General features: G+C 57.3%; 9 protein-coding genes and 1 riboswitch. Of the genes, 8 read left to right on the top strand and 1 reads right to left on the bottom strand.

What is annotated here, in order from left to right; genetic code table 11:
• Positions 1 to 49: 49 nt before the first annotated feature.
• The 7 genes from atpG to QPL95_RS04825 all read left to right on the top strand — a co-directional run bounded on the left by atpG (position 50) and on the right by QPL95_RS04825 (position 8793).
• A complete protein-coding gene (atpG, locus tag QPL95_RS04855; RefSeq protein ID WP_303289881.1) occupies positions 50 to 910 on the top strand; it encodes a F0F1 ATP synthase subunit gamma in 861 nt (286 codons plus the stop codon).
• Between the two features lie 54 nt (positions 911 to 964).
• Positions 965 to 2359 (top strand): F0F1 ATP synthase subunit beta, encoded by a 1395-nt coding sequence (gene atpD, locus QPL95_RS04850; RefSeq protein WP_303289880.1) that lies wholly within the window; start codon positions 965 to 967, stop codon positions 2357 to 2359.
• A gap of 37 nt (positions 2360 to 2396) precedes the next feature.
• Positions 2397 to 2819 (top strand): F0F1 ATP synthase subunit epsilon, encoded by a 423-nt coding sequence (locus QPL95_RS04845; RefSeq protein WP_303289879.1) that lies wholly within the window; start codon positions 2397 to 2399, stop codon positions 2817 to 2819.
• A 150-nt stretch (positions 2820 to 2969) separates the two neighbouring features.
• Positions 2970 to 4334 (top strand): bifunctional UDP-N-acetylglucosamine diphosphorylase/glucosamine-1-phosphate N-acetyltransferase GlmU, encoded by a 1365-nt coding sequence (gene glmU / locus QPL95_RS04840; protein ID WP_303289878.1) that lies wholly within the window; start codon positions 2970 to 2972, stop codon positions 4332 to 4334.
• 29 nt (positions 4335 to 4363) lie between these two features.
• Positions 4364 to 6196: a glutamine--fructose-6-phosphate transaminase (isomerizing) gene (gene glmS, locus QPL95_RS04835; protein WP_303289877.1), complete on the top strand. Its 1833-nt coding sequence runs from the start codon at positions 4364 to 4366 to the stop codon at positions 6194 to 6196.
• Between the two features lie 173 nt (positions 6197 to 6369).
• A complete protein-coding gene (gene nhaB, locus QPL95_RS04830) occupies positions 6370 to 7875 on the top strand; it encodes a sodium/proton antiporter NhaB (RefSeq protein ID WP_303289876.1) in 1506 nt (501 codons plus the stop codon).
• An 81-nt stretch (positions 7876 to 7956) separates the two neighbouring features.
• Positions 7957 to 8793 (top strand): ABC transporter substrate-binding protein, encoded by an 837-nt coding sequence (locus QPL95_RS04825; RefSeq protein ID WP_303289875.1) that lies wholly within the window; start codon positions 7957 to 7959, stop codon positions 8791 to 8793.
• Positions 8794 to 8818: 25 nt separating this feature from the next.
• Here QPL95_RS04825 and QPL95_RS04820 read toward each other — a convergent pair whose 3' ends face one another.
• Positions 8819 to 9586: a DUF3047 domain-containing protein gene (locus QPL95_RS04820; RefSeq protein WP_303289874.1), complete on the bottom strand. Its 768-nt coding sequence runs from the start codon at positions 9584 to 9586 to the stop codon at positions 8819 to 8821.
• Positions 9587 to 9659: 73 nt separating this feature from the next.
• Positions 9660 to 9859: riboswitch (cobalamin riboswitch) on the top strand.
• 111 nt (positions 9860 to 9970) lie between these two features.
• Here QPL95_RS04820 and QPL95_RS04815 point away from each other — a divergent pair.
• Positions 9971 to 12733, top strand: a complete 2763-nt coding sequence (locus QPL95_RS04815) for a ribonucleoside-diphosphate reductase subunit alpha (protein ID WP_303289873.1) — start codon at positions 9971 to 9973, stop codon at positions 12731 to 12733.
• Positions 12734 to 12739: the final 6 nt, after the last annotated feature.

The raw sequence follows: 12739 nt of genomic DNA, 5'->3' as shown, positions 1-12739 counted from the left end.
GCGGGCCTGCTGGTCCCTTTGAGTGTCTAACTTGAAAAGGCAGTGACTTATGGCCGTCGGAAAAGAAATACGTAACCAGATCGGAAGCATCAAGAGCACGCAGAAGATCACCTCCGCCATGGAAATGGTGGCGGCGAGCAAAATGCGTAAAGCTCAGGAGCGTATGCGGGCTACCCGTCCATACGCCGAAAAGATGCGCCAGGTAATCGGACACATTGCCAAGTCCAACAAAGATTACCGCCATCCGTTCATGCAGGAGCGTGAGGTCAAGCGGGTTGGCTACATTGTAGTCTCCTCTGATCGTGGCCTGTGTGGTGGTCTGAACACCAACGCGTTCAAGCTGCTCGTGCGTGAAATGCGTGAATGGAAACAGAAAGGTATTGAGACTGATATCTGTGCCATTGGCCAGAAAGGCGCCTCATTTTTCCGCAGCTACGGCGGAAATGTGGTGGCAGCCCTGACCCACATGGGCGACAGCCCGAGTGCGGAAAAGCTGATTGGCAGTGTCAAGGTGATGCTGGATTCGTTCGAGGCAGGCAAGATTGATCGCCTGTTCCTTATCAGCAACGAATTCGTCAACACCATGACCCAGAGCCCGAAGTCAGAGCAACTGTTGCCTCTGCCCGAAGGTTCAGATGAAGACATTGGTCGCCAGTGGGATTACATCTACGAGCCGGATTCACGTCCGATTCTTGACGGGTTGATGCCACGTTATATCGAATCCCAGGTGTATCAGGGTGTGGTAGAGAATCTGGCCTGTGAACAGGCCGCCCGGATGATCGCTATGAAGAGCGCCACCGACAACGCTGGCAGCATCATTGACGAGCTCCAGCTGGCCTATAACAAGGCCCGTCAGGCAGCGATCACTCAAGAGATTTCGGAGATTGTGAGCGGCGCAGCATCTGTTTGATAGCGCTCACAAACCTACTGGTTTTATTGACTACTAGATAACGAGGAACCGAGCATGAGTAGCGGACACATCGTTCAGATCATTGGCGCGGTTATCGACGTGGAATTTCCACGTGACTCCGTGCCAAGCGTTTACGACGCACTGCTGCTTGAAGGTGGCGAAACAACTCTGGAAGTCCAGCAGCAGCTGGGTGACGGCATTGTTCGTACCATCGCCATGGGCAGCACCGAAGGCCTCAAGCGTGGCCTGAAAGCAGAAAACACCGGCAAGCCGATTTCTGTACCGGTTGGTACGAAAACGCTGGGCCGGATCATGGACGTTCTGGGTCGTCCCATCGACGAACAGGGCGAGATCGGCGAAGAAGAGCGTTGGGGTATTCACCGCAAAGCTCCGGGCTACGCTGACCAGGCAGCCTCTGCAGACCTGCTGGAAACCGGCATCAAGGTTATCGACCTGATTTGCCCGTTCGCCAAGGGTGGTAAGGTTGGTCTGTTCGGTGGTGCCGGTGTTGGCAAGACCGTAAACATGATGGAACTGATCAACAACATTGCGAAAGAGCACTCCGGTCTCTCCGTATTCGCCGGTGTTGGTGAGCGTACTCGTGAGGGTAACGACTTCTACTATGAAATGAAGGAGTCTAACGTTCTCGATAAAGTGGCCATGGTTTACGGCCAGATGAACGAGCCCCCAGGAAACCGTCTGCGTGTGGCCCTGACCGGTCTCACCATGGCTGAGAAGTTCCGTGACGAAGGTCGTGACGTACTGTTGTTCGTTGACAACATCTACCGTTACACCCTGGCCGGTACCGAAGTATCCGCACTGCTGGGCCGTATGCCTTCAGCGGTAGGTTACCAGCCGACTCTGGCCCAGGAAATGGGTGAGTTGCAGGAGCGTATCACCTCCACCAAGAACGGCTCTATCACCTCTATCCAGGCGGTATACGTACCGGCGGATGACTTGACTGACCCGTCTCCGGCCACCACCTTCTCGCACCTCGACGCGACTGTGGTACTGAGCCGTGACATCGCTTCCAAGGGTATCTACCCGGCGATCGATCCGCTCGACTCCACTTCCCGTCAGCTGGATCCGCTGGTGATCGGCGAGCAGCACTACAATGTTGCCCGTGGCGTTCAGAACGTTCTGCAGCGTTACAAGGAACTGAAGGACATCATCGCCATTCTGGGTATGGATGAGCTGTCAGAAGACGACAAGCTGATCGTATCCCGGGCCCGTAAGATCGAGCGTTTCCTGTCTCAGCCGTTCCACGTTGCTGAAGTATTTACCGGTTCACCGGGTAAGTACGTGTCTCTGAAAGAGACCATCGCGAGCTTCGAAGGTATCCTCAACGGCGATTACGACGACATGCCGGAGCAGGCCTTCTACATGTGCGGCGGTATGGACGAGGCAATCGAGAAGGCGAAGGCAATGAAAGCGAAAGAAGGTAAGTAAACACCTTCTTTCCTTTCGGACCCAAGAGGCGTAAGAAATGGCTATGACCGTACATTGTGACGTCGTAAGTGCCGAGGAAAAAATTTACTCCGGGCTGGTGGAGATGTTGATCGCCACCGGTACCGAGGGTGAGCTTGGTATCCAGTTTGGCCATGCTCCGCTGTTATCTGCGCTCAAACCTGGCGCAGTGCGGATCATCAAACAGGGTGGCGCCGAGGAGATTCTGTACGTTTCCGGAGGATATCTGGAAGTGCAGCCTAACCTGGTGACCCTGATGGCCGACTCTGCGGTTCGTGCAAAAGATGTAGACGAAGCCGCAGCTCTGGAAGCCCAGAAGGAAGCCGAGAAGGCACTGGCAAACAAAACAGGCGAGTTTGAATACTCCCGGGCCGCAGCAGAGTTGGCAGAAGCCGCTGCTCAGTTGCGTACTATCCAGAAACTGCGCAAGAACCTGCGATAAGCAGGCGTTGCGTCAGTGCCCGGACCGGCCTGACAGTGAACCGCATCCGCAGGTGGAGGGCTCTGGGTTTCCTATCGGAAACAAAGAGCTTTTCACCGGGACGCGGTTTTTTATTTTGAGTTGAACAACGAATTTGGAGCTGATTGCCCCATGAGTCCGTTACACGTTGTCATCCTGGCGGCTGGCCAGGGTTCAAGGATGAAGTCCGCGCTGCCCAAGGTGCTGCACCCCGTTGCGGGTAAGGCCATGCTGCATCATGTGATTGAGACAGCCCGGCAGCTGGGTGCGGAAAAGATACACACGGTAATCGGCCACGGCGCAGATCAGGTCCGGGCATCGCTTGACGATGCCACGGTAAACTGGGTGTTACAGACAGAACAGCTGGGTACCGGCCATGCGGTCGCACAGGCACTGCCTGACCTGCCGGACGACGCACGGGTGTTGATCCTTTACGGCGACGTGCCGCTGACCCGCAAAGACACCCTGGAAGCCATGGTTGGTGATCTGGATGACCGTAATCTGGCGCTACTGACCGTCGACATGGACAACCCCCACGGCTATGGCCGGATTGTTCGGGATACCGATGGCCAGGTGCAGGCGATTGTTGAGCAAAAAGATGCCACCGCCGAACAGCACGAGATCAAGGAAGTGAACACGGGCATTCTGGCTGTGTCTGCCCGCCACCTGAAAAGCTGGTTACCCACACTCTCCAACAGCAATGCCCAGGGCGAATACTACCTGACCGATATTATCGCCATGGCGGTAGACCATGGCCTGTCAGTGACTGTATCGCAGCCGCTGAATCCTTTTGAAGTCCAGGGCGTGAACAACCGCTTGCAACTGGCGGAGCTGGAGCGTTGGTACCAGCGTCAGCAGGCTGAGTGGCTGATGACGGAAGGCGCTACCCTGGCGGACCCGGCCAGAATTGATGTGCGCGGTGAGATGACCATTGGCAACGACTTGTGGATTGATATAAACGTCGTGTTTGAAGGCCGTGTATCGCTTGGCAGTAACGTCAGCATCGGACCTGGCTGTGTGATCAAAGATGCCACCATTGCTGACGGGGCCGAGATCAAGGCCCACAGTCTGATCGATGGCGCCACCATAGGCGCTAATGCCCAAATCGGCCCCTTTGCTCGGCTGCGCCCCGGCACCGAGTTGGCGGCCAACACCAAGGTGGGTAATTTTGTCGAGACCAAAAAAGCCGTAGTTGGCGAAGGCAGTAAGATCAACCACCTGAGTTATGTAGGTGATGCCTCTCTGGGCCGTAATGTGAATGTGGGTGCAGGCACCATCACCTGCAACTATGATGGCGTTAACAAGTACCAAACCGAGCTTGGCGATGGCGTGTTTGTTGGCTCAAACACGTCGCTGGTGGCGCCGGTGACGGTGGGTGCGGAAGCAACCATCGGGGCAGGCTCTACCATCACCCGGAATGTATCCGGGAGTGAGCTAGCCGTCGCTCGGGGCAAACAGCGAAACATCGCCGGCTGGGAACGGCCGAAAAAAGCGTAAAGACCGATTAACGAACAGGTGAAAACAGCATGTGTGGGATTGTAGGAGCGGTATCAGAACGGGATGTCCAGGGTATTTTGCTGGAAGGCCTGCGCCGCCTTGAGTACCGGGGCTATGACTCCGCTGGCATGGCCGTTATCAATGCTGATAACCAGGTACAGCGTGCCCGGGAACTCGGCAAGGTTGCGGCACTCGCTGAAGCCATCGGCACCAGCCCGCTCAGTGGAAACCTGGGTATCGCCCACACCCGCTGGGCCACCCACGGCGAGCCGTCGCAACTCAATGCCCATCCACACATGTCAGGTGACCGGCTGGCGATCGTTCATAACGGCATCATCGAAAACTATCAGGAACTTCGGGAAGAGCTGAAAGCTGAAGGCTTTGAGTTTACCTCCCAGACCGATACCGAAGTGGTGGCCCACCTGATCGGTAAGCACTACAAGGCCGGCGGTGACCTCTATAACGCGGTGAAAACGGCCATCACCCGCCTGCGTGGCGCATACGCTCTGGCCGTCGTGCACGCGGATGAACCGGATCACCTGGTGGTCTCCCGTGAAGGCAGCCCGTTGGTCGTTGGCGTGGGCATTGGCGAGAACTTCATTGCGTCGGACCAGCTGGCCCTGTTGCCGGTTACTGACCGGTTCATGTTCCTTGAAGAAGGCGATATTGCCGACATCCGCAAAGATAAGATCGAGATTCACGACCGTGACGGCAAAGCGGTTGAACGAGCCATTACCCGGTTCGAGCATGGTGCTGATTCTGCCGATAAAGGCGAATACCGCCACTACATGCTGAAGGAAATCTACGAACAGCCGAAAGTCATCAAGGCCACCATGGAAGGCCGGATCACCAACAGCCGGGTGCTGGAGCAGGCGCTGGGTACCGACGCAGCCAACCTGCTCGAAAACGTACGCCACGTGCAGATCATTGCCTGCGGCACGTCCTACCATGCAGGCATGGTAGCCCGCTACTGGATCGAGGAACTGGCCGGCGTGCCTTGCTCAGTAGAGGTAGCCTCCGAGTTCCGTTACCGCAAACACGTTATCCAGCCGGACACCCTGTTTCTGTGCATTTCACAGTCCGGTGAAACGGCTGACACCCTGGCGGCTTTGCGTCAGGCACAAAAAGCAGGTTTCCGCGCGGCACTTGCCATCTGCAATGTTCCGGGCAGCACTCTGGTACGCGAATCCGATCTGGTCATCATGACTCAGGCCGGCCCTGAGATCGGTGTCGCATCCACCAAAGCGTTCACCACGCAGTTGACCGCACTGCTGATCTTCACTTTGGCTCTGGCTCGCCACAATGGCTTGAGTGAAGAAAAGGAGGCCGAGATCGTAAAAGCACTGCATCTGGTCCCGGGCCAGGTGAATGATGTACTGGCACTGGATGGCGAAATTGAAGAAATGTCCAAGGCCTTCATGGACAAGAATCACAGCCTGTTCCTGGGCCGTGGCTCCCAGTATCCGGTGGCCATGGAAGGAGCTCTGAAGTTAAAGGAAATCTCTTACATCCACGCCGAAGCCTATCCGGCCGGTGAGCTTAAGCACGGCCCGCTGGCGCTGGTCGACAGCGAAATGCCGGTGGTGACGGTTGCGCCGAATAACGACCTGGTGGAAAAACTCAAATCCAACCTGGAAGAAGTTCGTGCCCGTGGCGGTGAACTGTTTGTTTTTGCCGACAAGGCGGCGGATGTGAAACCGGAGGAGGGCATCCATGTGATGCAGATTCCGTCGGTCCACGAGATTACCGCGCCGATCGTTTATACCGTGCCTCTGCAATTGCTGTCATACCATGTTGCTGTGCTCAAGGGCACCGATGTGGATCAGCCCCGGAATCTGGCAAAAAGTGTGACGGTGGAATAGTCCGAACGGGTCAGGGTAGCCTCCAGTCGCAATAGTGTATTGGAGACTTTCTAAAAGGCCTGAGTGCGGACCTTGCTACCACTTTCGAGTCATTACCCCGGGCACAAATATCAAGGAAGATATCGGCTTAATGCCGTAGGCTTCCCGGCGACCACCTTCAGAAGATACCAGCAATGCCCAATTCCGTGTTTTCCGGTTTTACGAACAACTTTCTTGGCAACGCACCTGTTTGGTACAAACAGGTTATATTGTTGTTTCTGGTTGCCAATCCTCTGGTTATGTACGCCTTCGGGCCGGGCGTCGCCGGCTGGCTGCTGATTGCCGAGTTTATCTTTACCCTGGCCATGGCCCTGAAGTGTTACCCCCTGTTGCCCGGCGGGCTGCTCGCGGTGGAGGCCTTGCTGATTGGCCTGACAACCGCCGATGCGGTCTATCACGAGGTGCTGATCAACTTCCCGGTTATTCTGCTGCTGATGTTCATGGTGGCGGGCATCTATTTCATGAAAGAGCTGCTGCTGGTGACCTTCACCCAGATACTCGTGGGCGTGCGCTCCAAATCGGCTCTTTCACTGCTGTTCTGCAGTGCCGCGGCGTTATTGTCCGCCTTTCTGGATGCGCTCACCGTCACGGCGGTGATCATCAGCGTGGCCGTGGGCTTTTTCTCGGTTTACCACAAAGTGGCTTCCGGCAAGGGTTATCAGCAGAAGGACCACAACGCCAGCAGCGATGCGGAAGTGGTTGAGCTGCACCGGGAAGATCTGGAGAACTTCCGGGCCTTCCTGCGCAGTCTGCTGATGCACGGCGCCATCGGCACGGCCTTGGGTGGCGTCGCCACCATGGTGGGCGAGCCCCAGAATCTGCTGATCGCCAAAGTGGTGGGTTGGGACTTTGTAGGCTTCTTTCTGCACATGGCCCCGGTCAGTATTCCGGTGTTGATCGCCGGCCTGTGTACCTGCTGGGCCCTGGAAAAATTGCGCTGGTTTGGCTATGGCGGCCGTCTGCCGAAACCCGTACGCCAGGTTCTGGAAGAATTTGCCGAGAATGAGCGCACCAGCCGTACCAAGTCGGACAAAGCCGCACTGTGGGTGCAGGCTGCGGCTGCGGTTATTCTGGTGTTGGGCCTGGCCTTTCATATTGCCGAAGTGGGGCTGATCGGCTTGCTGGTGATCATCTTGATCACCTCCTTCACCGGTGTGATTGATGAGCACCAGATTGGCAAGGCCTTCCAGGAATCCCTGCCCTTTACGTCGCTGCTGGTGGTCTTTTTCGCAGTGGTTGCGGTGATCCATGAGCAGCATTTGTTCAAGCCCATTATCGACTACGTCCTCAGCCTGCCGGAAGGGCAGCAGCCGGGTATGTTCTTCATTGCTAACGGGTTGTTGTCGATGATCAGCGATAACGTGTTTGTGGCAACGGTGTATATCAGTGAAGTGAAGCAGGCCCTGGATTCCGGCAGCATCAGTTATGAGCACTTCCAGACTCTCGCTGTTGCCATTAACACAGGCACCAATCTGCCCAGCGTAGCAACGCCCAATGGTCAGGCCGCGTTTTTGTTCCTGCTGACCTCTGCGATTGCGCCGCTGGTGCGATTGTCCTATGGAAAAATGGTGATTATGGCTTTTCCTTACACGGTTGTGATGGGTGGCGTGGGTCTGTATATGGTTACCCACGCGTTCTGAGACAAGAAATTTTGTGTTTGTCCGCACAGTTTTTCGGGTATCTGTTAAGCTTTAAACACATACACAACGAAAGCGACATTCATGCGCCGTTGCCGCCCCCAATACTCAGGTAGACCCCGCAGTGCACTGGCACTCGCGGGGTTTTTTATCCTTCTGATTTTCGTGCTTGGTTCCTCCGGGCTTTACGCCGCAGAGCAGGGCGAGGGCAGCAACGCGGTGGTTCGGATTGCGTATGTTGAGTTTCCACCCATTACCTACCGCAACGCGAATGGCGAGCCTGCAGGTGAGTTCGTCGACATCACCAGAAAAGTGGCGGAAGAAGCCGGATACGACCTCGAGTTTATTTACTTGCCGGTTGCACGAACGTATCTGTATCTGAAAAACGGCACGGTGGATCTCTGGTTGGGCTTGTCTGCAACGCCGGTATTGATGGAGGATGTTCTGGAAAGCTGGATCAGCCCGCTTCCGGTAGAGCTAAGCGCCTGGTATCGCGAAGACGCCCCGCCCCTGAACCACATCGATCAACTGCACGGAAAAATTGTCATTCTGATCGGTGGCTACACTTACGGTGGCTTTCGCGGCTGGCTGGAAGATCAGTCAGACATCCGCATTACCGAGGCGCCCAACCACCGTTCGGCCGTGGATATGCTGAAGCGCCGGCGGGGTGATTACCTGCTGGATTATCGCCAACCTGTGCGTGAAGTGTTAACGCGGCCAGCGGACGCGGTGATTCGTGAATCCGAAGTCCGAAGCCGCAACGCCGCCTGGATGTTCTCGCTCGCCAGCCCCAGAGCCAGCATTCTGCGCGATGCCTTTGATGAAGCATACATGCGCCTGGCCGAGCGTGGCGAAGTGCCACCCGTGCGGCGATTGGGAAATACTTTTATTATCCCCGGTTTTCCTGAGGAGCTGCCCTAGTCCGAGATTAACGGGCAGGTGTGCGTTATTGGATCAACTCCACATCCCGATACCACGCCTGTGCCCGCTCCCCGGTATTGTCGGCATCCGACATAATGGCAACGCCCATAATGCGGGGTGGCTCCTCGCCAAAGGCTTCGCGGTAGTCCGCCACTATGTCCCGTTCTACCGTTACCCACTGACCAACCTGTTCTGAACCGGAATTGACCGCCACCATCATGGTCTGATCGGTGAAGGCATTGGCAATGAAGGTCTGCTCTGGCAAGCGGTTGGCCCAGATGTAGTTGAGGGCATTGCCGGGCAGGCTTTCGCCAAACATCACCTCAACCGTTATGCGTTTCGCACGCTCAAAGAACTCGGCCTTTTCAGGCTGAAACTCAAACGCTACGTAGATGCGGGCGGGGTAGTCATCGCCGGCCTTGGTGCGTGCGTCGCCCTTCTCGAATACATTCGACACCTTCCACTGCCAGCGCAGCAGCAGGGCATCACCTGGCTCCAGCGCCACCCGGGCAATCAGGCCAGAGGCACTGCCGTCGACGGTGGCTTTGACCACCTGCACACCGTCATCGGTGACCAGCTCATAGCGGGTGTGCTGGTCAATGCGCGGGAATTCCAGCGGCTCCCAGCCGTCGGCCAGAGACACCATACTGGAGAAGGCCGGCAGCAGCGGTTCCTCGGCCAGGACCGACGGGCTGGCCAGGCCAAACCACAGCAGCGTGATAACCGATTTAAGCTGAATTGAGCGTTTCACCGTGAGCTCCCGTTGCTGAACAGAGTCTTCACCTTCAGACATGACGCTGTGCCGAAAGTGCCTTGTCACCGATTTTAACTCCGTATATAGTGGCGAAATCCTTGGTTGACTACCATATGTTGTGATCATTCTCTGATCATCGAACCACATAGGGTAGTCGGGAATCCGGTGAGAATCCGGAACTGACGCGCAGCGGTATTGGGGAACAAGCGTGGCAAAGAGACACTGGGTAACACCGGGAAGTCGCCACGCAAGGCCGAATCTTACGATTCACGCCCCTGAGTCCGAAGACCTGCCGAGGAAACAGCACTGCACCTTCGCGACCTAAGGTGAGCAGATCGGTTATCCCTGCCCGGGCTCCGGGCACGGTGTGCTCCTGCATTCGCGAAGGCTAAATGGAATCTGACGCGACTTCAGGAGAACACAATGTCTGCTACCGCTCTGGCCGAATCCCCGGCTACTTCTACCGACACCCAATCCCTGCAGGTGATTAAACGCAACGGCACCCTGGTTGGATTCAATCCTTCCAAGATTGGCGTGGCCGTCACCAAGGCTTTTCTTGCCGTTGAAGGCGATAAAGCCGCTGGCTCTGCCCGCATCAACGACGCCGTACACCGGGTGACCGACCAGGTGGTGCAGGCCATCAGCCGTCGCCTGCAAGCCGGCGGCAAAGTGCATATCGAAGACATCCAGGACCAGGTAGAACTGGCCCTGATGCGGGCTGAAGAGCAGAAAGTAGCCCGGGCCTACGTGCTGTACCGGGAAGAACACGCTCGCCAGCGAGCGGTGGATGAGCCGATGGAAGCCCACCCACACCTGACCGTGAAAAAGGCCGATGGCAGCCTGGCACCGCTGGACCTGGGCCTGATGAAACTGCAGGTGGAGCAGGCCGCCACCGGGCTGGAAGGCATTGATGGCGCGTCTCTGGTGGACGAAGCCCTGCGCAATCTGTACGACGGCATTGCCGAAACCGAAGTGGTCTCTGCCCTGATCATGACCGCCCGCGGCCGCATCGAACAGGAGCCGGACTACAGCGCGGTCACTGCCCGTCTGTTGCTGGAACAGCTGCGCCTGGAAAATGCCGAAGCGCTGGACCTGCCCCGCAATCAGCCGCTGGCAGAGGTTTATCCAAAAGCCCTGAAAGCCTTTATTGCCGCCGGCATTCGCTACGAGCTACTGGACGAAGCCATGGCTGCGTTCGATCTGGAGCGCCTGGGCGCGGCCATCAAATCGGAGCAGGACCTGCAGTTCGGCTTCCTGGGCCTGCAAACCCTCTACGACCGGTATTTCCTGCACTGGAATGGCGCCCGCCTTGAGCTGCCCCAGGTGTTCTTCATGCGAGTGGCCATGGGCCTTGCCCTGCGAGAAGACGACCCCAATGCCCGTGCCATCGAATTCTACAACCTGCTGTCCAGCTTTGATTACATGGCCAGCACACCCACCCTGTTCAACAGCGGCACCCGCCATTCCCAGCTGTCGTCCTGCTACCTGACCACCGTGGGCGATGACCTGGAAGGCATCTACGGCGCCATCAAAGACAACGCCCTGTTGTCGAAATGGGCCGGCGGCCTGGGCAACGACTGGACCCCGGTGCGGGCACTGGGCTCTCATATCAAAGGCACCAACGGCCAGAGCCAGGGCGTGGTGCCCTTCCTGAAAGTGGTCAACGACACCGCGGTGGCGGTCAATCAGGGCGGCAAGCGCAAGGGCGCGGTGTGCGCCTATCTGGAAAGCTGGCACCTGGACATCGAGGAATTCCTGGAGCTGCGCAAAAACACCGGGGATGAGCGCCGCCGCACCCACGACATGAACACCGCCAACTGGGTGCCGGATTTGCTGATCGAACGCATGCGCGAAGACCGGGACTGGACCCTGTTCTCCCCAAGCGATGCGCCAGACCTGCACGACCTGTACGGCAATGCCTTCCGGGAACGCTACGAGCATTACGAAGCGCTGGCGGAGCAGGGCAAAATCAAACTGTTCAAAAAAATCCCCGCCAAACAGCTGTGGCGGAAAATGCTGACCGTGCTGTTTGAAACCGGCCACCCCTGGATCACCTTCAAAGACCCCTGCAACCTGCGCTCACCGCAGCAGCATCAAGGCGTGGTGCACAGCTCCAACCTGTGTACCGAAATCACCCTGAACACCAGCGTCGATGAAATCGCCGTGTGTAACCTGGGTTCCGTTAACCTGGCGGCTCACATCCACAACGGCGAGCTGGACGTGCAGCGCCTGGAACGCACCGTCAACACTGCCGTGCGCATGCTCGATAACGTTATCGACATCAACTTCTACGCCGTGCCCCAGGCCAAAAACTCAAACCTCAAACACCGCCCGGTAGGCCTGGGTGTAATGGGTTTCCAGGACGCGCTCTACCAACTCGGCCTGCCTTACACCAGCCCGGAAGCAGTCGAGTTCGCTGACGTCGCCATGGAGCAACTCAGCTACTTTGCCCTGCGCGCCTCGGCCAACCTGGCCGGCGAGCGCGGCGCCTATGAAAGTTACGAAGGCTCCCTGTGGCATCAGGGCATCCTGCCCATCGATTCCCTCAACCTGCTGAAAGACAACCGCCGGGAAGGGGACTTTTCTGTCAACACCAACAGCCGTCTGGACTGGACTCCGGTGCGCGAGCTCATCGCCAAACACGGCATGCGCAACAGCAACGTGATGGCCATCGCGCCCACGGCAACCATCTCCAACATTGTCGGCGTATCCCAGTCTATCGAGCCGGCGTACCAGAATCTTTTCGTCAAATCGAACCTCTCCGGCGAGTTCACCGTGGTCAACCCGTCCCTGGTGCGCGATCTCAAGGCCGAAGGCCTGTGGGACAACGTGATGGTCAACGACCTCAAATACTTCGACGGCAGCGTGCAACAGATCGACCGCATCCCAGCGGTACTGAAAGCCCGCTACGCCACCGCCTTTGAAATCGACGCCCGCTGGCTGGTGGAAGCCGCCGCAAGACGCCAGAAGTGGCTGGACCAGGCCCAGAGCCTGAACCTGTACATGGCCGAACCCAACGGCAAAAAGCTCGATGCCCTGTACCAACTGGCCTGGGAACGCGGTTTGAAAACCACCTATTACCTGCGCTCTCTGGGTGCCACCGGCGCCGAAAAAAGCGCCCCGGTAGCCGCGCCACAGCCGCAAGTGTGCAGCATCGACGAGCCAGACTGCGAAGCCTGTCAGTAATCACTT

Source organism: Marinobacter sp. SS5-14b, from assembly GCF_030541005.1.
GTDB lineage: Bacteria > Pseudomonadota > Gammaproteobacteria > Pseudomonadales > Oleiphilaceae > Marinobacter.
Note: the sequence above shows the minus strand (reverse complement) of the source record. Positions and strands in the feature narration are given on the sequence as shown.